This is a genomic window from Neorhizobium sp. LMR1-1-1.1 (assembly GCF_040675795.1).
Taxonomy (GTDB): Bacteria; Pseudomonadota; Alphaproteobacteria; order Rhizobiales; family Rhizobiaceae; genus Neorhizobium; species Neorhizobium cellulosilyticum.
In genome coordinates, this window is record NZ_JBEGHE010000001.1 from 1,290,070 (window position 1) to 1,310,612 (window position 20,543).

The 20,543-nt window shown below is 59.4% G+C and carries 22 protein-coding genes and 1 riboswitch; of the genes, 10 read left to right on the forward strand and 12 right to left on the reverse strand.

Going from position 1 to position 20,543, the window contains the following annotated elements; all coding sequences use genetic code 11:
- Positions 1 to 230 precede the first annotated feature (230 nt).
- The 5 genes from MRBLMR1_RS06230 to cysG form a co-directional block, all read right to left on the reverse strand.
- Entirely contained in the window at positions 231 to 1,043 is an 813-nt protein-coding gene (locus MRBLMR1_RS06230) for a ferredoxin--NADP reductase (protein ID WP_148144870.1), read from the reverse strand.
- A gap of 146 nt (positions 1,044 to 1,189) precedes the next feature.
- The gene (locus tag MRBLMR1_RS06235) at positions 1,190 to 1,693 is read right to left on the reverse strand and encodes a DUF934 domain-containing protein (RefSeq protein ID WP_148144869.1); all 504 of its coding nucleotides are present in this window, start codon (positions 1,691 to 1,693) and stop codon (positions 1,190 to 1,192) included.
- Positions 1,693 to 3,366 carry a nitrite/sulfite reductase gene (locus MRBLMR1_RS06240; RefSeq protein WP_148144868.1) on the reverse strand — a complete coding sequence of 558 codons (1,674 nt, stop codon included), beginning with the start codon at positions 3,364 to 3,366 and terminating at the stop codon, positions 1,693 to 1,695. The genes MRBLMR1_RS06235 and MRBLMR1_RS06240 overlap by 1 nt, the downstream gene beginning before the upstream one ends.
- Before the next feature lie 23 nt (positions 3,367 to 3,389).
- Positions 3,390 to 3,704 (reverse strand): DUF2849 domain-containing protein, encoded by a 315-nt coding sequence (locus MRBLMR1_RS06245; RefSeq protein ID WP_148144867.1) that lies wholly within the window; start codon positions 3,702 to 3,704, stop codon positions 3,390 to 3,392.
- On the reverse strand, positions 3,701 to 5,173 hold the full coding sequence (gene cysG, locus MRBLMR1_RS06250) for a siroheme synthase CysG (RefSeq protein WP_148144866.1): 1,473 nt from the start codon (positions 5,171 to 5,173) through the stop codon (positions 3,701 to 3,703). Before cysG ends, MRBLMR1_RS06245 begins: the two co-directional genes overlap by 4 nt.
- 235 nt (positions 5,174 to 5,408) lie before the next feature.
- Here cysG and MRBLMR1_RS06255 point away from each other — a divergent pair, with 235 nt between their 5' ends.
- Genes MRBLMR1_RS06255 through MRBLMR1_RS06265 form a run of 3 tightly spaced genes read left to right on the forward strand, consistent with a single transcriptional unit; the run spans position 5,409 to position 8,080 of the window.
- Positions 5,409 to 5,999: a nucleoside deaminase gene (locus tag MRBLMR1_RS06255; protein WP_148144865.1), complete on the forward strand. Its 591-nt coding sequence runs from the start codon at positions 5,409 to 5,411 to the stop codon at positions 5,997 to 5,999.
- Positions 6,000 to 6,019: 20 nt separating this feature from the next.
- Positions 6,020 to 6,853: a nucleoside triphosphate pyrophosphohydrolase gene (gene mazG, locus MRBLMR1_RS06260; protein WP_148144897.1), complete on the forward strand. Its 834-nt coding sequence runs from the start codon at positions 6,020 to 6,022 to the stop codon at positions 6,851 to 6,853.
- Positions 6,854 to 6,883: 30 nt separating this feature from the next.
- Positions 6,884 to 8,080 (forward strand): FAD-dependent oxidoreductase, encoded by a 1,197-nt coding sequence (locus MRBLMR1_RS06265; protein ID WP_500064003.1) that lies wholly within the window; start codon positions 6,884 to 6,886, stop codon positions 8,078 to 8,080.
- Positions 8,081 to 8,088: 8 nt separating this feature from the next.
- Here MRBLMR1_RS06265 and MRBLMR1_RS06270 read toward each other — a convergent pair whose 3' ends face one another.
- A complete protein-coding gene (locus MRBLMR1_RS06270; RefSeq protein ID WP_148144863.1) occupies positions 8,089 to 9,204 on the reverse strand; it encodes a metallophosphoesterase in 1,116 nt (371 codons plus the stop codon).
- Positions 9,205 to 9,333: 129 nt separating this feature from the next.
- Positions 9,334 to 9,567: a flagellar basal body protein gene (locus tag MRBLMR1_RS06275; RefSeq protein WP_148144862.1), complete on the reverse strand. Its 234-nt coding sequence runs from the start codon at positions 9,565 to 9,567 to the stop codon at positions 9,334 to 9,336.
- A gap of 326 nt (positions 9,568 to 9,893) precedes the next feature.
- Here MRBLMR1_RS06275 and MRBLMR1_RS06280 point away from each other — a divergent pair, with 326 nt between their 5' ends.
- On the forward strand, positions 9,894 to 11,102 hold the full coding sequence (locus MRBLMR1_RS06280; RefSeq protein ID WP_148144861.1) for an acyltransferase family protein: 1,209 nt from the start codon (positions 9,894 to 9,896) through the stop codon (positions 11,100 to 11,102).
- An 11-nt stretch (positions 11,103 to 11,113) separates the two neighbouring features.
- Here MRBLMR1_RS06280 and MRBLMR1_RS06285 read toward each other — a convergent pair whose 3' ends face one another.
- From MRBLMR1_RS06285 to MRBLMR1_RS06305, 5 genes are all read right to left on the reverse strand, one after another.
- Positions 11,114 to 11,371 carry a hypothetical protein gene (locus MRBLMR1_RS06285; RefSeq protein WP_500064004.1) on the reverse strand — a complete coding sequence of 86 codons (258 nt, stop codon included), beginning with the start codon at positions 11,369 to 11,371 and terminating at the stop codon, positions 11,114 to 11,116.
- 220 nt (positions 11,372 to 11,591) lie between these two features.
- Positions 11,592 to 14,456 (reverse strand): aminomethyl-transferring glycine dehydrogenase, encoded by a 2,865-nt coding sequence (gcvP, locus tag MRBLMR1_RS06290; RefSeq protein WP_148144859.1) that lies wholly within the window; start codon positions 14,454 to 14,456, stop codon positions 11,592 to 11,594.
- Complete coding sequence (gene gcvH / locus MRBLMR1_RS06295) at positions 14,453 to 14,815, reverse strand: glycine cleavage system protein GcvH (RefSeq protein ID WP_148144858.1); 363 nt, start codon at positions 14,813 to 14,815, stop codon at positions 14,453 to 14,455. The genes gcvP and gcvH overlap by 4 nt, the downstream gene beginning before the upstream one ends.
- A 23-nt stretch (positions 14,816 to 14,838) precedes the next feature.
- The gene (gene gcvT, locus MRBLMR1_RS06300) at positions 14,839 to 15,975 is read right to left on the reverse strand and encodes a glycine cleavage system aminomethyltransferase GcvT (protein ID WP_148144857.1); all 1,137 of its coding nucleotides are present in this window, start codon (positions 15,973 to 15,975) and stop codon (positions 14,839 to 14,841) included.
- 167 nt (positions 15,976 to 16,142) lie between these two features.
- A riboswitch (glycine riboswitch) is annotated at positions 16,143 to 16,231 on the reverse strand.
- A gap of 225 nt (positions 16,232 to 16,456) precedes the next feature.
- Entirely contained in the window at positions 16,457 to 16,735 is a 279-nt protein-coding gene (locus MRBLMR1_RS06305) for a hypothetical protein (protein ID WP_148144856.1), read from the reverse strand.
- 114 nt (positions 16,736 to 16,849) lie between these two features.
- On the opposite strand from MRBLMR1_RS06305, the gene crcB reads away from it, so the two are divergent.
- The 6 genes from crcB to MRBLMR1_RS06335 are packed head-to-tail and all read left to right on the forward strand — an operon-like array spanning position 16,850 to position 20,463.
- The gene (gene crcB, locus MRBLMR1_RS06310) at positions 16,850 to 17,227 is read left to right on the forward strand and encodes a fluoride efflux transporter CrcB (protein WP_148144855.1); all 378 of its coding nucleotides are present in this window, start codon (positions 16,850 to 16,852) and stop codon (positions 17,225 to 17,227) included.
- A gap of 36 nt (positions 17,228 to 17,263) precedes the next feature.
- On the forward strand, positions 17,264 to 18,253 hold the full coding sequence (locus MRBLMR1_RS06315) for an RluA family pseudouridine synthase (RefSeq protein WP_148144854.1): 990 nt from the start codon (positions 17,264 to 17,266) through the stop codon (positions 18,251 to 18,253).
- A gap of 14 nt (positions 18,254 to 18,267) precedes the next feature.
- On the forward strand, positions 18,268 to 18,462 hold the full coding sequence (locus MRBLMR1_RS06320; RefSeq protein WP_148144853.1) for a hypothetical protein: 195 nt from the start codon (positions 18,268 to 18,270) through the stop codon (positions 18,460 to 18,462).
- The gene (locus tag MRBLMR1_RS06325; RefSeq protein ID WP_148144852.1) at positions 18,459 to 19,106 is read left to right on the forward strand and encodes an HAD-IA family hydrolase; all 648 of its coding nucleotides are present in this window, start codon (positions 18,459 to 18,461) and stop codon (positions 19,104 to 19,106) included. Before MRBLMR1_RS06320 ends, MRBLMR1_RS06325 begins: the two co-directional genes overlap by 4 nt.
- A 10-nt stretch (positions 19,107 to 19,116) precedes the next feature.
- On the forward strand, positions 19,117 to 19,908 hold the full coding sequence (locus tag MRBLMR1_RS06330) for an ATP12 family chaperone protein (RefSeq protein ID WP_148144851.1): 792 nt from the start codon (positions 19,117 to 19,119) through the stop codon (positions 19,906 to 19,908).
- A 54-nt stretch (positions 19,909 to 19,962) separates the two neighbouring features.
- Positions 19,963 to 20,463, forward strand: a complete 501-nt coding sequence (locus MRBLMR1_RS06335) for a hypothetical protein (protein WP_148144850.1) — start codon at positions 19,963 to 19,965, stop codon at positions 20,461 to 20,463.
- Positions 20,464 to 20,543 lie beyond the last annotated feature (80 nt).

Genomic DNA, 20,543 nt, shown 5'->3' on the forward strand with positions numbered 1-20,543 from the left:
ATGCATTTCTCGATAAGATATCGGATGTTTGGGGAGGTCAAGGCATAGCGATGCCGCTATTGCCCCTCATCCGCCTGTCAGCGCCTTCTCCCCGCATGCGGGGAGAGGGTTAGGGTGAGGGGCTTTTTAGCGTTCGGGTACAGCGCTACCCGGCCCTTCGCTAAGGCTCAGGGCGTTCGATGCTCAAAATGCTCCACTGGAGCATTTTGCGGGCGACAGGCCGTCGCATCTCACCCCACAAACGCCCGTTCGATGACGAACTCGCTCGGCTTGTTGTTGGCGCCTTCGGTAAGGCCTGCCTTTTCGAGCAGTTCCTTGGTGTCTTTCAGCATCGCAGCCGAGCCGCAGATCATGCCGCGGTCGACGGCCGGGTCAAGCGGGGGTACACCGAGGTCGGAGAACATCTTGCCGTTCTCGATCAGGTCGGTGATGCGACCGGTGAACGGATAGTCTTCGCGGGTGACGGTCGAATAGAGTTTCAGCTTGTCACCGACCAGTTCGGAGAGGAACTCGTGGCTCTTGATCTCTTCCATCAGGTCCTGGCCGTATTTCAGCTCAGACACTTCGCGGCAGGTATGGGTGAGGATGACTTCCTCAAATTTTTCGTAGGTTTCCGGGTCTCGGATCAGGCTGGCGAAAGGCGCAATGCCCGTGCCGGTCGAGAACATGTAGAGACGCTTGCCGGGGGTGAGCGCGTCGAGCACCAGCGTGCCGGTCGGCTTCTTGCGCATCAGCACGGTATCGCCCGGCTTGATCTTCTGCAGGTGCGAGGTCAGCGGGCCATCCGGCACCTTGATCGAGAAGAATTCCAGTTCCTCGTCCCAGGCAGGACTTGCGATCGAATAGGCGCGATAGATCGGCTTTTCGCCGACCATCAGGCCGATCATGGCAAATTCACCCGAGCGGAAACGGAAGCCAGCCGGGCGCGTCATGCGGAAACGGAACAGCCTGTCGGTATAGTGCTGCACGTCCAGCACCGTCTCGGCATAAACGCCATCCGGGATCTTTATGGCAAATTCTTCGTTTTTTGCAGGAGCATTCATCGCGATCGGTCTTCCAGTCTCATCGTTCTGACAGCGAGATATACTATCAAGCTGCTCATTTGAAGGCATCCCCGCCCATTGTCGCGGAAAGCATAGAAAATATGCGTCCGAAAGTCACCTTTAGCCTTCCCGTTTCCGGGAGAGTGTCAGGCCGAGCGGCGACGCCAGCTGTAACCTTCTCCCGCTTCGGCGTGACGGGATGTCGGCTGGTAATGCACGGCGATGCCGGGCAGACGTCCTTCTGACAGACGCTTCAGTGCCGTGGCGTTGGTGACTGCAAAGCTGTCTATGCCACAACGCAGCATCAACGGCACCTGATCGATCAGCACATCGCCGACAGCACGCAATTCGTTCCTGTAGGACAGGCGATCGCGCAAGAGCGAGGCGTGGCTGAAAGCGCGGCCATCGTTGAAGGCCGGGAAATCCACCGCAACGATCTCGATGCGATAGAGATAGGGCTCCAGTTTGGTGACGTCATCGGCTGGCCTGATGACAACGCCGAGGCCGACATCATTGCTGGCCTCCGCTTTCTCGATAAACTGATCGAGTGGCAGAAGCGCTTTCTGCTCGCCTTCGGCCTTCACCTCGTCGGTTTCGATCACCCATGGATCGTTCTCGACGAAACCGGTCTCTCTCCAGATCTTCGTCATCACGCGGCCTCCGCCTTGGCTTCACCATAGAGCGCATCCTTGAAAGGCTGCGGCCCGACACGGCGATAGGCGGCCAAGAAGGTTTCTTCCTTGCCCGTACGCAGGCCGAGATAGGTATCGACGATGGTTTCGATCGCGTCCGTCACCTTGGCCGGCTCGAAGCCACGGCCGATGATTTCGCCGATTGATGTATGTTCGTCGCCGGAACCGCCGAGCGTGATCTGATAGAGCTCGGCGCCTTTCTTTTCCACGCCCAGAAGGCCGATATGGCCGACATGGTGGTGGCCACAGGCATTAATGCAGCCGGAGATTTTTATCTTGAGCTCACCAATCTCGGCCTGTCTTTCAGGCGCGCCGAAGCGTGAAGAAATTTCCTGGGCTACCGGGATCGAACGGGCGTTCGCGAGTGCGCAATAGTCCAGGCCGGGACAGGCAATGATATCGGTGATCAGGTTGGAATTCGCCGTTTCCAGCCCGTGCGCCGTCAGGGCACGATAGAGCGGCTCCAGATCGGCCAGCGCCACATGCGGGAAGATGACGTTCTGCTCATGGCTGATGCGGATCTCATCATGGGCGAATTCTTCCGCCAGATCGGCAATCACATCCATCTGGACGTCGGATGCATCCCCCGGAATGCCGCCGATGGGTTTCAGCGAAATCGTCACCATGCCGTAATCGGGATGCTTGTGCGGCTGGACATTCTGGTTCACCCAGCGGGCAAAGGCCTCGTCCTGCTTTTTCCAGCCGGCAAGCTGCGCCCAGCCTTCGCCACGGTTGGGCAGGGCCGGCGGTGCGAAATAGGCGGTGATTGCCGCGACATCAGCCTCCGGTAGCTTCAGTTCGCTTTCCTGCAGATGGGAAAATTCCTCCTCTACCTGACGGGTCAGTTCCTCGACGCCCGTTTCATGCACGAGGATCTTGATGCGCGCCTTGTATTTGTTGTCACGACGGCCATGCAGGTTGTACACGCGCATGATCGCGGTGATGTAGGAGAGCAGGTCCCGCTCGGGCAGAAAATCCTTGATCTTCTTGGCGATCAGAGGCGTGCGGCCCTGTCCGCCGCCGACATAGACGGCAAAACCGATCTCACCCTTTTCGTTCTTCTTCAGATGCAGGCCGATATCGTGGACCTGTATTGCCGCGCGGTCGCGTTCTGCACCCGTCACCGCAATCTTAAACTTGCGCGGCAGGAAGGAGAATTCCGGGTGGACGGAAGACCACTGGCGCAGAATTTCAGCATAGGGGCGGGGGTCGGCCACTTCGTCTGCTGCCGCGCCGGCAAAATGATCTGCCGTGACATTGCGAATGCAGTTGCCTGATGTCTGCAGCGCGTGCATTTCGACGCTTGCCAGCTCCGCCAGGATATCGGGCGTGTCGGAAAGCTTCGGCCAGTTGTACTGGATGTTCTGGCGGGTGGTGAAATGGCCGTAACCGCGGTCATATTTGCGGGCGATATGCGCCAGCATCCGCATTTGCCTGGAGTTCAGCGTGCCATAAGGGATTGCGACGCGAAGCATATAGGCATGAAGCTGCAGATAGACGCCGTTCATCAGGCGCAGCGGCTTGAACGCATCCTCGGCGAGTTCACCGGAAAGCCGGCGCTCGACCTGGTCGCGAAACTGTTCCACGCGGCTCGAAACAAAGGCGTGGTCGAATTCATCGTAACGATACATGTGTGTCCCGGAACTCTTAGGTGTCAGACTGCGATGAAGGCTGCGTCGGCTTTGCCGTAGCCACTCGCGTAATTCATTGTGGGGCCGGCGGCGCGAATACGCTCGCGAAGGCGGGTCGGCCAGAGGACGCCATTGGTTTCCTCGACATCGATCACGGCGACATCGACGACCTTGTTGTCGGCGAAGTCGCGCTTGCCGATCGCTTCGAGCGAGGCTGCGGCTTCCGCATGACGAGCGACCAGCGCATCCTGCAGGTTTTCCGTCCAGTGGCCTGCGGCATCCAGCCAGACGGCGATACCATCGGAAAGGCGGTTGGCGGTCAGAACCTTGTCGGTCATTGCTGCATTCCTTTTTCCTGGCCTTGTTCTTGGTCCGCATATTCGTGGCTACGGACAGATTTTCTGAAGGCGGAGAGCGGTTCGGATTTGTCGAAATTCGCGCCGGCGACGGCTTCGCCGATGATCACCATGACCGGACCATCGAGGTCATCACGCGCTTCCAGTGACGGCAGCTCGCTCAGCACGCCATGGAAGAGTTTGCGGTCGATGCGGCTGGCATTTTCGATCACGGCAACCGTCGTGTCGCGGCTCAAACCCGCATCCATCAGGCGTTCGGAGACCGAGGCGGCGACCGTGCGGCCCATATAAACGGCGATGGTGGCGCCGGAGATGGCAAGGCTTGCCCAGTCCGGCAGCACATCGCCGGCCAGATCATGACCGGTGGTGAAGATCAGCGACGAGGCGACGCCACGCAGCGTAAGCGGCAGGTCGAAATCGGCGGCGGCTGCGAAGGCCGAGGTGATGCCGGGCACGATCTCGTAAGCGATGCCGGCTTCCCGAAGGGCTGCCATTTCCTCACCGGCACGACCGTACACCAGCGGATCGCCGGATTTAAGCCTAACGACACGCTTGCCCTGGCGCCCGAGATCGACCAGCAGGCGGTTGATCTCGTCCTGGCTCTTGGAGTGACAGTTTTTGCGCTTGCCGACCGACAGGCGCTCGGCATCGCGGCGGCCCATGTCGACGATCGCCTGCGGCACAAGCGCGTCATAAACGATCGCGTCGGCTTCCATCAGCACACGCTGCGCCCGAAGCGTCAGCAGGTCTTCTGCGCCTGGGCCGGCACCGACCAGCCAGATCTTGCCCTCGGCCTGACCGGAGGTCGACAGAAGCACATTGGCGGCGCGACGGGCGGAGGCATGATCGTTTGCTTCGATCGCATCGGCGACATCGCCCAAGAAGAACCGCCGCCAGAAGATGCGGCGGGAGACACCGCGCGGTACGTGCCGTTCGGCGGCATCACGGTAATCGGCGGCAAGGTTCGCGAGGCGACCGAGAGATGGCGACAGCATCTGGTCGATGCGGGCGCGGATCATCTGCGCCAGAACCGGGCCTGCACCTTCAGTACCGATGGCGATCGCGACTGGTGCACGGTTGACGAGAGCGGGGGTGAAGAAATCGCAATAGTCGGGCTGGTCCACCGCATTGGCCGGGATTTTTTGCGCACGGGCGGCGGTGACGATCGCCTGGTCCTGCTCGGCTTTACCGGTTGCGGCAAAAACCAGTACGGCACTCTTTACCTGATCGGCGGAGAATTCGGCGCGGATGACTTCGATCCCCTGCGCATCGAGCCAAGCGGCATAATCAGATTCCGGCTCGTCGGCATAGGCGATGATCCCGGCATCGGTATTCCTCAAGAGACGAGCTTTGGCATAGGCTTCGTCGCCGTTGCCAAAGATTGCCACGGTCTTTCCATGCACACGGAAAAAGGCCGGGAAGGCTGACAGGCGTTGATGGCTGGCTGACATGCGGTTATCCTGAAACATATGACAGGAATATCCACAATCTGACGCAGGTTTTGAAGAAATGGATATGCGAAGTGGATTGGCCGCGGGTATTTCTGTTTCTCAATCAACCTGTTCTTGAGCAAAAGCCACCGCAGAGGATATTTCTCCAGTATTTCTGTAGATTACCAGGTTTTTACCTCGATCGGTCCGATCCTCGTTATAAATTGCCTAGACATACCAGCCATAAAGAGCCTCCATGACCACTGCCGCCACACTCGCCCCACGGCTTCTCGACGTCATCGAACACGATATCCTGCCGCTTACCCAAGCGGGTGTCGCTGCCGGCAACAAGGTCTTCGGCGCAGCGATCCTGAAAAAGTCCGATCTTTCGCTGGTGATTGCCGAGACCAATAACGAACTGGAAAATCCGCTCTGGCACGGTGAAGTCCACACGCTGAAGCATTTTTATGAAAAAGCTTCAGGACTTTCCACCAAGGATTTGATTTTCCTGTCAACTCATGAACCCTGCACGATGTGCATGTCGGCGATTACATGGGCAGGTTTCGACAATTTCTATTCCTTCTTCAGCCATGAGGATTCGCGCGATGCGTTTGCCATTCCGCATGACCTGAAAATCCTCAAGGAGGTATTCGGGCTGGAGCCCGGCGGCTATCGCCGGTCGAATGCGTTCTGGAATTCCTACTTCATTGCAGATCTGGTGGAGACGGAGCAGGACCCGCTGCGACAGCAATTGCGCGAACAGACCGCCCGGATCAAACAGACCTATCAGCGCCTTTCGGATAGCTACCAGTCCGGCAAGGGCGAAAACGACATACCGCTCAACTGAGCGTCCAAGGATATTTCATGATGGAAGCTTCAAAGGATATTTCGCGGCTGATCGAGATCATGGCGGCGCTGCGCACGCCTGTCACCGGCTGCCCCTGGGATCTGGAGCAGGATTTCGCGTCGATCAAGCCCTATACGATCGAGGAGGCCTATGAGGTTGCCGACGCGATCGAGCGCAAGGACATGGACGATCTCTGCGAGGAGTTGGGCGACCTGCTGCTGCAGGTGGTTTTTCACGCCCGCATGGCGGAAGAGGCGGGCGACTTTGCCTTTGGCGACGTGGTGGAAGCGGTGACGAGAAAGATGATCCGTCGGCATCCGCATGTGTTTGCCCGTTCCGATGCCGATACGCCCGGTGCTGTCAAAATCCAGTGGGACGAGATCAAGCAGGAGGAAAAGCGCGAGCGGGCCGAGCGGCGCTTGAGCCGCGGCATCACCGAGGATTTCAAGGCGGGTTTTCTCGGATCGGTGCATCGCAGCCAGCCGGCGCTGACCGAGGCGCTGAAACTGCAGGAACGTGCCGCCAAGGTCGGTTTCGACTGGTCTGAAGCCGAACCGATCCTCGACAAGATCGAAGAAGAAGTGCGGGAATTGCGTGAGGCGCTGCAGGCAGGCCATCCGGAAAAAGTGGCCGATGAGCTTGGTGATCTGATCTTCGCGATGGTCAATATCGGCCGTCATGTCGGCACCGATCCGGAAAATGCTCTGCGCGGAACGAATACGAAATTCCGTCGTCGGTTCAATCATATAGAGACGGAACTTGAAAAATCAGGAGAGCGCCTTGAGGCTGCGTCGCTGGAGCGGATGGAAGACCTTTGGCAGGCCGCCAAAGCCATCGAACGGCAGCTGGGTTGAGCGCGTGAACGCCACCGACGGGATCCTGCCATGAAGATCGATGGGCTGGAAGTCGCAATCGCCGGTGCCGGCATCGGCGGGTTGTCGCTGGCAACCATGCTCGCCCGTGGTGGCGCGAAAGTCGTGGCCTACGACCAGATGGAAGCGCCGCAGCCTGTCGGCTCGGGTTTCGTGCTGCAGCCGACGGGTCTGGCAATCCTGAAGGCGATGGGCCTGTTCGATGCGATCGCAGCTCGCGGACAGGTCATTACCCGCATGCACGGAGCATTGGCTGGCGGTTCGTCTGGGCCGGGCAAGACTGTGCTGGAGATCAGCTATCCGGGCGATGGTCACGGCATTGCCGTCCAGCGGGTGGCTCTGTTCGATCTCCTGCTCTCCGCGGCAATTTCCGCAGGCGTCCGGTTTGAGACGAATGCAAGAACGACTGGCATCATAGAAGGCAAAAGACCGGCGCTGACGCTCGATGGCGGCCGTGCAACGCCTTCGGCAGATCTCGTCGTCGACGCGATGGGTGCGAGTTCACCGATCGGCCACGATCCGGCGAAGGAACTGAACTATGGTGCGTTGTGGGCGACGGTGCCGTGGCCGGAGAACGGACCATTTCATCCCCACGAGCTGGAGCAGCGTTACGAGCGGGCGAGCCATATGGCCGGTGTCCTGCCGGTCGGGACGGCGAGGGACGGCGCGGCGCCGATGGCGACCTTCTTCTGGAGCCTGCGTAACCGCGACATCGAGGCGTGGCGCAATGCCGGCCGGGAGGCGTGGCTGGAACGAGTGAACGCGCTCTGGCCGCAAGCCGTGCCGCTTGCCGAAGTCGCCGAGCCTGTCCATGCCCGCTATCGTCACCACACGCGAAAGCCGGTTGCGGGGCGCGGTGTCATCCGCATCGGCGATGCATGGCATGCGACAAGCCCGCAACTGGGCCAAGGCGCCAATATGGCGATGATCGATGCAGCCTCGCTGCTCTCGGCTCTTGCCCGCGCACCGTCGATTGATGAGGCCTTTGCGCTGCATCTGCGCCAGCGCGGGCCGCATGTCTGGCTCTACCAGACGCTCAGCGTCGTGCTAACGCCTTTTTATCAGTCCGACAGCCGCATCCTGCCGGCCATGCGCGATATCGCGATCGGCCCGACGACGCGAATGCCGCTGGTGCGGCAGCTTGTCAGCCGGCTGGTCACAGGCGATTTCCTCAGCCCGATAAAGCGGATCGGGCTCGAGGAGCTTTAGGCGCCGTTTCAGGCGGGCCGAAGCGTGATGACGGTCAGCTCCGATGGCACGCCAAGCCGCAGCGTAAAACCGATCCACAAAGCCGTGCCGTTGTTGACGTAAAGCTGCATGTCGCCGACGTCGTAACGGCCGGACACAAAGCCGTTGTTGAAGCGTGCGACCAACCGGTCCATACCAAGGATCATGCCGCCATGTGTATGGCCGGAAAGCTGCAGATCGGCACCGGCTTGTGCTGATACCCGTGCATTGCGCGGCTGGTGGTCCAGGAGGATGATGGGGGCTTCCGGCGGTGCGCCGGCCAATGCCTTCGCGACATCCGGCCCTTCGAGGCCGAAACGGGTCGCGTTGACATCGTTGACGCCTGCAAGCGTTAGCTTCGCGTCTCCGCGCGACAACAGAACATGGCCGTTGGAGATGGTTTTGAGGCCAAGCTCCTGATATTTCGCCATCCAGCCATCATGGCCGAAGTAATACTCATGATTGCCCGGAATGGTGTAAATGCCATCCGTTGCCCTCAGCTTTGCCAGCGGTGCAACGTCACGCGTTCGGGCCTGAAGGTCGCCATCGATCAAGTCACCGGTGATGACGATCAGGTCGGCATTTTGGGCATTAGCCTTTGCAACAGTCTCTTCGACCCAGGGCGCTTGGAACAGGCGGCTGATATGCAGATCGGTGAGCTGGATCATCCGGTAGCCGTCGAATTCCGCCGGGAGATTGCGGATCCTGATCTCGACTTCCTTCACCGGCGGAACGCGGATTGCCTGGGAAACGGCAAAGGCCGCCAGCGACATGGTGACGATGCCGACGCTGTAGCGCAGTTTCGGTGCGATCGAGATGCGCCGGCGTTTCAAGGCCGCGATCACCGATGCACCGATGTCGATTGCGAGCTGGCAGACGGCAGTCAGCAGTATGAAGCCTGACAGCCAGTTCGCCATGATCATCGCTAACCTCGGCACTTCCGGCGAGAACATCGTGCCGAAGACGAGAAGGCTGATCAGGCTGTGCTGGAACACCACCATCAGGATGACGGCGAGAAAACCTTTCAGCCAGTTCGGCCAAGGCAGCGGATAGATGAAACGGGCAACGACATAGAAGCAAAGGATGGCTTTGAAGAGATGAAACAAGGCGGGATGCTCTGGGTCTTGGGATAAGGAACCCTCTCTTCTTCGAGTTCGCCGCCCAACTCAACCGCCCAGACCGACCGGCTGACGCGATTTTGATCGCGTGCGATCAGGTCGAAATCTTTGCCAGCGTTAATCCCGCTTGATCGTCAGCACCAGATCCCACATGTCCGCACCGGTTTCGAAGACGGCAGCGTTGGCGGCAAAGCCTTGTTCGGCTGTCATCACATCGATCATTTCCCCTGCCGGATCGACGTCGTATCCGGGCGTTGAGGCATTGGCGATATTATTCGCAGCCGTATTCAGACGCTGGGATTGCGTCTGCATGCCGGCGACGGAAGTGCTCATTGCTGCAGAAATCGTCATGGCCTTGCCTTCATCATCGTTCGCCATCGTTATGAAGGACAGGCGCGAATGAAGGGTGAAGGGACAGGGTTAAGTCCCGTCATTGTTTACCCCGTTTCCTGTGTCGATCAGGGACATCCGTCTCATGGTCACTTGTTCCCGATGAGGAGAGGTCCCCATAATGGCCGCATTCCTGGCCAAAACATCCAGCTCATGCCGATCCGATCGACCACATGGTTCGATCGGAAATCGGGAGAAGTGTCAGATTTAGGGATTGCCCTAAAAACGCATGAGCCTATGTCGGTATTGCACTGCAATATTTCCGATGCCGGCTGAAGGAGCTGTTCATGGCGGGTAAAGCAGCAATTCCGAGAATTATCGGAATAGATCTGACCCGGTCGGTCGCCATCTTTTTCGCCATGCTCAGCCATGTCTGGGTCGTCACTAATATGGACACGTTCTGGAGCGGTGCTTCGGCCGATTTCCTGCGCGCGCTTATGGCGCTCGCCACCCCCACATTCATCCTGCTGTTCGGCACGATGCTCGAGATCGTCTATCGGCCGAGATTCGTTGCCGGTGAGCAGGAACGGGTTGCTGTACGGCTGTTTTCCCGCGCGATACAGTGCTGGCTTCTTTACTGCGTCTCGGTCTTCGTCCTCTACCTGTTTGCCGATGGCTATTCGCTGAAATTCTCGCTGGCGACCATGATGCTGATCGGCGTCACGCCCTTCACCGATATCCTCAAATTCTATGCTGTCGTACTTTTTCTGGCGCCCTTCCTTTTGTGGCTGCGCTGCAGGGTCGGCTTGCTGCCGCTCGCGGTTCTGGCGCTGATCGTCCATGCCGCCCATCCGGTCATTCGCGGGCTTCCTAGCCCGCTCGATTTCAATCTGGGCATGTATGCAGAACGGGTCGTGACATTCCTCTTCGGTGTCGGCGATGCCAGGCTCGGCGGTCCGTCGATCCTGCATGGAACAAGCCTAATCATCGCGGGCATGGCATTCGGTCGGCTGATTGCGGGAGATCGAGCTCGTCAGTCCCAGAAGCCGGCAATCGGCGTCGTCACAAGGGCGTCCTACCTTCTGGGCGGCTCGGCTGTGGTGATCGCTCTCGGTATTCTTTTCTACGACGAGAAGTCCTTGGCGGAACTCGGCGACATGTCGCTGCGGATGGATAGCGATCCGCTCTATTTCGCCGCCGGCCTATGCGGGGCGATTGCCATGACGAGCCTTGCGGTGCTTCTCACCCAGCGCCTCTCGCCGGAGGTCAAGCAGCGGCTGGAAAAGCCGGTGTTTTTCGGGCGCACCAGTCTCTTCACCTTCGCTTTCGGCAACATGATCCTCTACGGCTGGCCTGGTGAGCCGAATACTCTTCAGTCTGCCGTTCTCCAGGCGGTTCTGATCAGCATCGCGATCACGCTGCTCAGCTACATGTTCGATCGGGAAGTGCGCCGGGGCGGCACGCTGGCAGCCGTCGTCAAATGGATGCAGGCCCGGATCACGTCACTGGTGAACATGCTGGTGGGGTGGAGAACGCCGCGCGTGAGGCAGGCCTGACCACTATTGCTTCAGGCGGCCTTCAATTTCCGCAGAAGGGTTTCCAGTTCCTCTGACTCGGGAAGCGGCGTCGAAAGATCGGATTTCAGGTTATTGCGGTCGCCGAGTTCGAACTGATACCAGTTCATCAGCCCCGATGCGATAGCCTGGGCCTGCTCGCTTTCAGGTGATACATCGTTCTCCTCGCACCAGGCTTCCAGAAACCGATGGAGCAGCTCGAGATCATCCGATCCGAGTACGATGCTAGACGAAACCTTATCCCTAAACATTTCTGTCCTCACAACCATGCTGGAGTTTCCGAAAGAGCATGTTTTGCTGCTGGTTCGGAAGCAGGAGAGTGCCTTTAGGACATGGCACCCATCGGATACATCTGATCATCCTCAATGCATCCGGCCTTAGGCCTATAATGCACGACGGCGCAAATGGTTCATTTTGATACAGAAAAGGCGGCCAGAGGCCGCCTTTTCCAATCGTTTTGTACCGGGTCGATTACTCGGCAGCTTCTGCATAATCCTCCAGCGGAGGGCAGGAGCATACGAGGTTGCGGTCACCATAGACGTTGTCGATACGGTTGACCGAGGACCAGTATTTGTCGACTCGGAACGAGCCGGGCGGGAAGCAGGCCTGTTCGCGGGAATAGGGACGATCCCACTCGCCGACGAGGTCTTCCACCGTATGCGGAGCGTTCTTCAGCGGGTTGTTGAGCTTGTCTGAACGGCCTTCCTCTATGTCGCGGGCTTCCTCGCGGATCGCCAGCATCGCTTCGCAGAAGCGGTCGAGTTCGGCCTTGGTTTCCGACTCTGTCGGCTCGATCATCAGTGTGCCGGCAACCGGCCAGCTCATGGTCGGTGCGTGGAAACCGCAGTCGATCAGGCGCTTGGCCACGTCGTCCACCGTCACGCCGGCAGAGGCGTTGAGCGGGCGGGTGTCGATGATGCATTCATGCGCCACGCGGCCGGTTTCCGACTTGTAGAGCACGTCATAGGCACCCTTGAGGCGGGCTGCGATATAGTTGGCGTTGAGGATCGCAACCTTGGTTGCCTGCATCAGGCCTTCGCCGCCCATCATCAGGCAGTAGGACCAGGAGATAGGCAGGATCGACGGCGAGCCGAACGGAGCAGCCGAAACCGCACCTTCACGACCATCCGATTGCGGGTGACCGGGCAGATAAGCTGCCAGATGCGCCTTGACGCCGATCGGCCCCATGCCGGGACCACCGCCGCCATGCGGGATGCAGAAGGTCTTGTGCAGGTTCAAGTGCGACACGTCGGAGCCGATGTCGCCGGGGCGGGCAAGGCCGACCATGGCGTTCATGTTGGCGCCGTCGAGATAGACCTGGCCGCCGTGCTTGTGGGTGATGTCGCAGATTTCCTTGACCGTTTCCTCGAACACGCCATGCGTGGACGGGTATGTGATCATGCAAGCCGAAAGATTTGCGGCATGTTCTTCGGCCTTGGCGCGGAAATCGTCGAGATCGATATCGCCATTGTCACGAACCTTGACGACTACGACCTTCATGCCGACCATCTGTGCCGAGGCGGGGTTAGTGCCGTGCGCGGATGTCGGGATCAGGCAGACGTTGCGATGCGTGTCGCCATTGGCAATGTGGTAATTGCGGATGGTGAGCAGGCCCGCATATTCGCCCTGCGCGCCCGAATTCGGCTGCATGGAGAAGGCGTCGTAACCGGTAACCTGGCAAAGCTTTTCCGACAGGTCGTCGATCATTTCCTTGTAGCCGAGCGCCTGGTCGACAGGAACGAACGGATGGATATCCGAAAATTCCGGCCAGGTGATCGGCAGCATTTCCGCTGTCGCATTGAGTTTCATCGTGCAGGAGCCGAGCGGGATCATCGCACGGTCGAGCGCGAGGTCGCGGTCCGACAGTCGGCGGATGTAGCGGGTCATCTCGCTTTCGGCGCGGTTCATGTGGAAGATCGGATGGGTCATGTAATCCGATTTTCTGAGCAGCGCGGTCGGCAGGCGGTATTCGACCTCGAAGTCGGAGACCTTGAAATTGCCGCCGAATGCACGCCAGACGGCTTCGAGCGTGACCGGACGGGTACGCTCATCGAGCGACATGCCGATCTTGGTCTCGCCGACCTTGCGCAGGTTGACGCCTTCGGCAACGGCTGCCCGCAGGATCAGGCCCTGCATGTGGCCGACCTCGACCGTGATCGTGTCGAAGAAGGTTTCCGGCTCGATTTTGTAGCCGAGCTTTTCCAGGCCCTTTGCCATCAGCACGGCCTTCTTGTGAACCTGCTGGGCAATTGCCTTCAGGCCCTGCGGGCCGTGGAAGACGCCGTACATCGAGGCCATGACGGCGAGCAGAACCTGCGCGGTGCAGATGTTCGAGGTCGCCTTTTCGCGGCGGATATGCTGTTCGCGGGTCTGCAGCGACAGGCGATAGGCGCGGTTGCCGCGGGCATCGACCGAAACGCCGACAAGACGGCCGGGCATGGCGCGCTTGTGGGCATCCTTGACGGCCATGTAGGCTGCGTGCGGACCGCCGTAGCCGACCGGAACGCCGAAGCGTTGCGAGGAACCGATGGCGATATCGGCGCCCATCTCACCGGGAGACTTCAAAAGCGTCAGGGCCAGAAGGTCGGCGGCGACTGCAGCAAGCGCACCGGTCTGGTGCAGGCGGGAGATCAGGCCGGTGAAGTCACGAACTTCGCCATTGGTGCCCGGATACTGGAAGATCGCACCAAAAACGTCGACCGGGTCGAGATCGGTCATCGGATCGCCGATGATGACGCTCCAGCCGAGCGGGGCGGCGCGGGTTTCGATCAGCGCGATGGTCTGCGGGTGGCAGGCCTTATCGACGAAGAAAGCGCTCGCCTTGGTCTTTGCCTGGCGCTGGCAGAGCGCCATGGCTTCGGCAGCAGCGGTCGCTTCATCGAGCAGCGAGGCGTTGGCGACGTCGAGACCGGTCAGGTCGGCGATCATCGTCTGGAAGTTCAGCAGCGCCTCGAGACGGCCTTGGCTGATTTCCGGCTGGTAAGGCGTATAGGCCGTGTACCAGGCCGGATTTTCCAGAATGTTGCGCTGGATGACCGGCGGGGTGATGGTGCCGTAATAGCCCTGACCGATCAGCGAAGTCAGGACCTGGTTCTTGTTGGCGGTCTCGCGCAGCTTGTCGAGCGCCTCGCGCTCCGAGAGCGCCGCACCCCAGGTAAGCGGGGCCTGCTGGCGGATCGAGGAGGGCACGGTGGCATCGATCAGCGCGTCGAGCGACTTATAACCGATGACCTTCAGCATTTCGGTCATTTCAGCCGGCGAGGGGCCGATATGACGCCGATTGGCGAAGTCATACGGATTATAGTCGGTGAAGTGGAAATCGGTATTCTCGGTCATCCGATCAGGTCCTTGTAGGCGGCTTCGTCCATCAGGCCATCGACGTCGGAAACGTTCTTCAGCTTCAGCTTGAAGAACCAGGCGGCGCCCTGCGGATCGGAATTAACGAGCGACGGGTCGTCGACGATCGCCTGGTTGACTTCGGTGACTTCGCCATCGAGCGGGGAGTAGACGTCAGACGCAGCCTTGACGCTCTCGACGGTGGCGGCATTGCCGTCCTTGACGAGTTCTGCGCCGACTTCCGGAAGCTCGACAAAAACGAGGTCGCCAAGCTGGTCGGCGGCGTGCTGGGTGATGCCAACAGTGGCGACATCGCCCTCAAGCTTCAGCCATTCGTGTTCAGCGGTGAATTTCAACATTTTAGTTCTCTCCGGAGGATTTCTTAGCGTTTATAGGTGGGGGTGATGAAGGGAAGGGCGGTGACGGTCATGGGCAAGTATTTGCCGCGGACTTCCGCATAGACCTGTGTGCCAGCATCGGTGTGGCTAATCGGCAGGTAACCCATGGCAACCGGGCCTTCGACGCTCGGGCCGAATGTGCCGGATGTGACTTCGCCGAGCTCGGTCCTGCCTTCCGCATCGGCGTAGAGTTTTGCATGCGAGCGAACCGGTGCCTTGCCTTCGGGCTTCAGGCCAACGCGGCGGCGGGTCGTGCCATTGGCCAGTTCGCCGAGGATGCGTTCTGCGCCCGGAAAACCGCCTTCGCGGTCGCCGCCGGCCTTGCGGGCCTTTTGCAACGCCCATTCGAGCGAGGCTTCGATCGGGGAGGTGGTGGTGTCGATATCGTTTCCATAAAGGCACAGGCCGGCTTCGAGACGAAGACTGTCGCGCGCGCCGAGGCCGATGGCTTCGCAGTCCGGGTGTTCGAGCAGAGCCTTGGCGACTTCGACGGCATGGGCTTCGGGTACGGAAATCTCAAAGCCATCCTCGCCGGAATAACCGGAGCGGGAGATAATGCAGGGCACGTCGTGAAGCGGCACTTCGCGCACGTCCATGAACTTCATGGCCGATACGCCTGCCCAGAGTTCCGCCAGAACCGCCTGCGCTCGGGGACCCTGAAGGGCGATCAGTGCACGGTCTTCCAGAAGTGTGACGTCGCAGTCGGCGAGGTTCGCCTTCATATGGGCGACGTCCTGATCCTTGCAGGCGGCGTTGACGACAACAAGAAGATGGTCACCGCGATTGGTGATCATCAGGTCGTCGAGGATGCCACCATTTGCATCTGTGAAGAAGCCGTAACGCTGGCGGCCTTCCTTGAGGCCCAGAATGTCGACCGGGACGAGCTTTTCGAGCGCCAGCGCCGCGTCGGCATATTCGCCGGATTTCGCCTTCACGATCACCTGGCCCATATGAGACACGTCGAACAGACCGGCCTCCGCGCGGGTATGAAGGTGTTCCTTCATCACGCCGAGCGGATATTGCACCGGCATGTCATAACCGGCGAACGGCACCATTTTTGCGCCGAGCGAGATGTGCAATGCGTGGAGCGGAGTAGTGCGAAGAGCTGCTTGATCGTCCAAAAGACGTCTCCAGGTTTGGGCACGCCTGAAAACAGGTCGCACGCCGGCTCAGATTAGGACACGGGTTTGCCCATGTCGGTTTCGAGCCCCCTCTGTCCCTTTCGCCTGAGATTGTTATCCCTTCGGCGAGCCTCCGAAAATCGGCTGCTACTCTCCAGAGTTCCTGCAGTCTACCCGTGGTCCTTTTGCCTGAGAGTTTCCGGGGCGGTTGCTCCTTCGGCACCGCATTGAAGCGGCTTCTCCCTACGGGTCGCGCTCATTATCGTTGCGGCATACCTTTTGGCAAGGGCCGCATGTCGAAACCGGCACGATTTCTGTCGCATGATCGGTATGGATTGATCTGGTTCAATGACAACCTGCTCCGGCGGAGACCCGCACCGGGTTCGCCGTTCGGCGATCTTGTCTGTCTGAAGGAGGCATTGGAATGTCGAAGCGGGAGTTCAGCGCGCGTGCAGCAGACTAGCCGTTCAGTTCAAAATACTCAGTCTTCGAGGTCGCGATAGGCCGCTTCGACCTGCTGCAGGGAATATTGCTGCTGCGGCTGTTTGCCGGTGGTCAGGACGTCGATGCCGACCTTTATCGCGGGGATCATGTTATCAATGGCTTCCGGATCGCTGACATTCTCCAGGGCCTTGGCGTTCCGATCAGCGTCAGCCTTGACATCGGCCACCTGGTCCTTCACGGAAACGCGGCGTGGCGTGCGGAGCGCTTCGATATTCAAAGCCGCCGTATTTGCAGAAATGGTCACGATCTGGGTCATTTGCCTCACCTTCGATCTTCCACCCTTACGAGAAGGGGTGTTCTTCGATGCTTAAGCCGAACCACTGCTTTTTAACGATGTGGGCTTTTAGTCACGCAGTCAAGGGTTGAAGTCATGACGAATATTCTATTGGCCGCATTGGGCGGGGCAATCGGTTCAGTTCTTCGTTATCTGGTGGGTGTGTTTTCTGTCCGCTGGTTTGGGCCGGCCTTTCCCTGGGGAACTCTTACCGTAAACGTCATCGGATCCTTCATTATCGGCTTGTCGGTGGAAATGATCGCGCGCCGTTTCGACGCTTCGATGGAATTGCGCGTGTTCATCGTCACCGGAATTATCGGCGGCTTCACCACCTGGTCGTCCTTTTCCCTCGATACGATGGTCCTTTTCGAGCGCGGCGCGATCACTGCCGCCGCCGCTTACGTGATCGGCAGCCTCGTGGTTTCGTTCGCCGCCGTCTTTGCCGGGCTGGCGCTCGGGCGGGCAATGCTCTAAAGAGCGGCCCTCAAGAAGATATAAGAAAGAGCGTTGATGGCAGGCATCGAGCATATCCGCGTCGAGGCGGACGAGGCAGGCATGCGCCTCGACCGTTGGTTCAAGATTCACTATCCGGGTCTTGGATTCGGTCCGTTGCAGAAATTGCTGCGTTCCGGTCAGGTGCGCGTCGATGGTGGTCGCGTCAAGACCGACACGCGCGTCGAGCCCGGCCAGACGGTTCGCGTGCCGCCCATGGATACGGATTCCAAGAAGGGCCCTATCGCCTCCAAGGACCTGAAGCACGCCGGCGATTACGAGCTGCTGCAGCGTATGGTTCTGCATGAAGACGACAAGGTGATTGTGCTCAACAAGCCGGCCGGCCTTGCCGTGCAGGGCGGTTCCGGCGTGACGCGCCATATCGACCAGATGCTCGAATCCTGGATCAGCCCCAAGGGTGAGAAGCCACGTCTTGTGCATCGTCTCGACCGCGATACCTCCGGCGTCCTGGTGATTGCCCGTACCCGCGGTGCCGCCCAGAAACTGACCGCAGCATTTCGCGAGCGCGACACGAAGAAGACCTACTGGTCGCTGGTGAAGGGCGTGCCGCGCAAGCGCGAGGACAAGCTGTCGTCCTGGCTGGTGAAGATCCAGACACCGGATGGTGACAAGATGCGGATCGCCAAGCATGGCGAGGAGGGCGCCGATCACGCCATCTCCTATTACCGCGTGCTTGAAACCGCGGCGCAGTCGCTGGCATGGCTGGAGATGGAGCCCTATACCGGCCGTACCCACCAGTTGCGCGTTCACGCGCTTTCCATGGGCCATCCGATCATCGGCGATCCGAAATATTACGACGACGATGTCAATTGGCCTTTCCCGGGTGGCATCCAGAAGAAGCTGCATCTGCACGCACGCCATATCGACATTCCACATCCGAATGGCGGTCGCCTGAAGATTACCGCGCCGCTGCCGCCACATATGGTCCAGAGCTGGAACCTGCTCGGCTTCGACATGGAAAATGGCGCAAGGGACGACGACGAGTAACAGGGGATGTGGCAATGGATGTCTTGCCTTACGTGGTTATATTTTCGCCGCTGGTCTTTTTCATGATTTTTGCATTGCGAGGTCGTGGAGAAATTAAGCGGGTAGGGAATGAGAATACTGCTGCAGTAAGGGAAAATACGCTTGCCGTTCGCGAGCACACCGAGGTTCTGCGCCAATACATCGACCTTAAACGCAAAGAGATACAATGAAACTGGTTCTGTTTGATTGCGACGGTACGCTGATCGATAGCGCGGGCCTGATCCATGAAACCATGCGTCGCACGTTCCTGCATTTCGGCAAGCCGGAGCCAACATTCGAGGATACGAAATCGATCATCGGGCTGACGCTCGATATTGCGATCGCGCGGATGCAGGGCAAGCAGCATGCGGACCAGGAGGACATCGACATGATGGCCTATTACAAGTCGCTGTTTTCCCTCGTTCGCAGCGATCTCGATTACCGCGAACCGCTGTTTCCCGGCATTCTCGAACTGATGAACACGCTTCAGGGCCGTGATGAGATCATTCTCGGTGCCGTCACCGGCAAGTCCCGTCGCGGTCTGGATTCCGTCAGGGAGACGCACGGCTTCAAGTTCGTCGCATCGCGCACAGCCGACGATTGCCCGTCCAAGCCGCATCCGGCGATGGTGACGGAATGCTGCGACGAGACCGGCATGCGGCCGGCCGACACGCTTGTGATTGGCGATGCCATCTACGATATGCAGATGGCAAAGGCTGCCGGTGCGACCGCGATCGGTGTTTCTTGGGGTTACGCTTCCGTCACGGAACTCAAGGAGGCCGGTGCCGACGTGATCGTCAGCCACCCGAGCGAGATACTGGCCCATATCGGCTGAGGAACAAGACATGCGCGAACTTTTCCCCGATCCTTCAGAAGCGATGAGCCATCCGGACCCGACGCGGCGGGCGCAGATTCAGATGCAGAAGCCGCTGCCGAAGCGGTTCTATACCGAGGTTTCGATCGTGGAAGGCGAGGGCGGGCATGTCGTGCATCTCGACGGTCGCCCGGTGAAGACACCGGCGAAGGCCGCACTTGCAGTCCCGACTGCACGGCTCGCAGAATTGCTGCGCGACGAATGGGCGAACCAGGTGGAGGTCATCGATCCGCGGACCATGCCGGTGACGCGCTTGATCAATACCGCCATCGACGGTGTTGCCGTCGAGGCTCAGGCCGTGTTCGAGGATATTCTGCGCTTCTCGTCCAGCGACATGCTCTGCTACCGCGCTGAAAGCCCGGAGAACCTCGTTCTTCGCCAGCAGGAACAATGGGATCCGGTCCTCGACTGGGCGGCAAGCCATCACGGCGCGTGTTTCGAACTGATCGAAGGCGTGATGCCCAGGGAGCAGCCGCGTGATGCAACTGCGGCGTTTTCTGCTGTATTGAGAAAATACGACGCACCGATCGAGCTCGCGGTTCTCCATACGGTAACAACGCTGACCGGCTCCGCCATTCTGGCGCTTGCCTTTGCCGAGGGGCACCTTGCGGCTGAGGATATCTGGAAGCTTGCCCATCTCGAAGAGGACTGGACGGCCGAGCATTGGGGCGAGGATGCGGAAGCGCAGAACCGTCGCGAAAAGCGCCACGCGGAATTTCAGGCTGCCGTGGCGGTTTTTGAGGCTCTGAAGCCTTCGGTTTAAGGCTTCACTAACCCTAAACGGGGAACATGCGGGCTCGTCATTCCGGATGCCAGCATGTTCCTGAAATCTCTCCGTATCATCGCTATTCCGCTTGCCGTGCTGATGCTGGCCGGCTTTCGCATGCCGGCGGCAGAAGAGCAGGCGGAGCGCATGCTGTATGATGTGCGAGGCGCTTTCGTGACGGCCCAGCCGGATGTTCCCCGCGATTTGATCACCGGCACCGATATTCTGGTTGATTCCGCGATCCGCGCCACATCGCGTTCGATGATGCTGCCGCGGACCATTCTGACGGTGAGGTTGTCCGATACGCGCCGATCACCTTTTCTTTTCGGCCAGCGTTATTCCGCAAGAGTTACGGTCAAGGTCATCTCGGTCGGATCGGGTGAACCGGTTGCCGAGGGCGAATTCGAGACATCGGTCATGAGCTTCGGCAAGGAGCCTGCCGACAGTCCTCTCGCGGAAAAGATTGCCACTCGAATCGCCTCGGAATTCCAGCTCGGGCGGCCGCATCGTGCCGGACTGCTTACATCCCTTGCGAGTGGCGGGACTCCATAACCGCTTGCTTAAATCGGATTTGCAACTTCTAAGGATGGTGTCGGAAAATTGATTTCTGGCAAAAATGGCCGTGAACTAAC

What these genes read in the sequence shown, in the direction of transcription:
- MRBLMR1_RS06315 (WP_148144854.1), top strand. Translation starts at nt 17,264, where the DNA reads ATGGCAGGCATCGAGCATATCCGCGTCGAGGCGGACGAGGCAGGCATG.
- cysG (WP_148144866.1), bottom strand. Translation starts at nt 5,173, where the DNA reads ATGTCAGCCAGCCATCAACGCCTGTCAGCCTTCCCGGCCTTTTTCCGT.
- MRBLMR1_RS06280 (WP_148144861.1), top strand. Translation starts at nt 9,894, where the DNA reads ATGGCGGGTAAAGCAGCAATTCCGAGAATTATCGGAATAGATCTGACC.
- crcB (WP_148144855.1), top strand. Translation starts at nt 16,850, where the DNA reads ATGACGAATATTCTATTGGCCGCATTGGGCGGGGCAATCGGTTCAGTT.
- mazG (WP_148144897.1), top strand. Translation starts at nt 6,020, where the DNA reads ATGGAAGCTTCAAAGGATATTTCGCGGCTGATCGAGATCATGGCGGCG.
- gcvP (WP_148144859.1), bottom strand. Translation starts at nt 14,456, where the DNA reads ATGACCGAGAATACCGATTTCCACTTCACCGACTATAATCCGTATGAC.
- MRBLMR1_RS06305 (WP_148144856.1), bottom strand. Translation starts at nt 16,735, where the DNA reads ATGACCCAGATCGTGACCATTTCTGCAAATACGGCGGCTTTGAATATC.
- MRBLMR1_RS06335 (WP_148144850.1), top strand. Translation starts at nt 19,963, where the DNA reads ATGTTCCTGAAATCTCTCCGTATCATCGCTATTCCGCTTGCCGTGCTG.
- MRBLMR1_RS06240 (WP_148144868.1), bottom strand. Translation starts at nt 3,366, where the DNA reads ATGTATCGTTACGATGAATTCGACCACGCCTTTGTTTCGAGCCGCGTG.
- MRBLMR1_RS06325 (WP_148144852.1), top strand. Translation starts at nt 18,459, where the DNA reads ATGAAACTGGTTCTGTTTGATTGCGACGGTACGCTGATCGATAGCGCG.
- MRBLMR1_RS06235 (WP_148144869.1), bottom strand. Translation starts at nt 1,693, where the DNA reads ATGACGAAGATCTGGAGAGAGACCGGTTTCGTCGAGAACGATCCATGG.
- MRBLMR1_RS06255 (WP_148144865.1), top strand. Translation starts at nt 5,409, where the DNA reads ATGACCACTGCCGCCACACTCGCCCCACGGCTTCTCGACGTCATCGAA.
- gcvH (WP_148144858.1), bottom strand. Translation starts at nt 14,815, where the DNA reads ATGTTGAAATTCACCGCTGAACACGAATGGCTGAAGCTTGAGGGCGAT.
- MRBLMR1_RS06330 (WP_148144851.1), top strand. Translation starts at nt 19,117, where the DNA reads ATGCGCGAACTTTTCCCCGATCCTTCAGAAGCGATGAGCCATCCGGAC.
- MRBLMR1_RS06265 (WP_500064003.1), top strand. Translation starts at nt 6,884, where the DNA reads ATGAAGATCGATGGGCTGGAAGTCGCAATCGCCGGTGCCGGCATCGGC.
- MRBLMR1_RS06285 (WP_500064004.1), bottom strand. Translation starts at nt 11,371, where the DNA reads ATGTTTAGGGATAAGGTTTCGTCTAGCATCGTACTCGGATCGGATGAT.
- MRBLMR1_RS06275 (WP_148144862.1), bottom strand. Translation starts at nt 9,567, where the DNA reads ATGACGATTTCTGCAGCAATGAGCACTTCCGTCGCCGGCATGCAGACG.
- MRBLMR1_RS06230 (WP_148144870.1), bottom strand. Translation starts at nt 1,043, where the DNA reads ATGAATGCTCCTGCAAAAAACGAAGAATTTGCCATAAAGATCCCGGAT.
- MRBLMR1_RS06320 (WP_148144853.1), top strand. Translation starts at nt 18,268, where the DNA reads ATGGATGTCTTGCCTTACGTGGTTATATTTTCGCCGCTGGTCTTTTTC.
- MRBLMR1_RS06245 (WP_148144867.1), bottom strand. Translation starts at nt 3,704, where the DNA reads ATGACCGACAAGGTTCTGACCGCCAACCGCCTTTCCGATGGTATCGCC.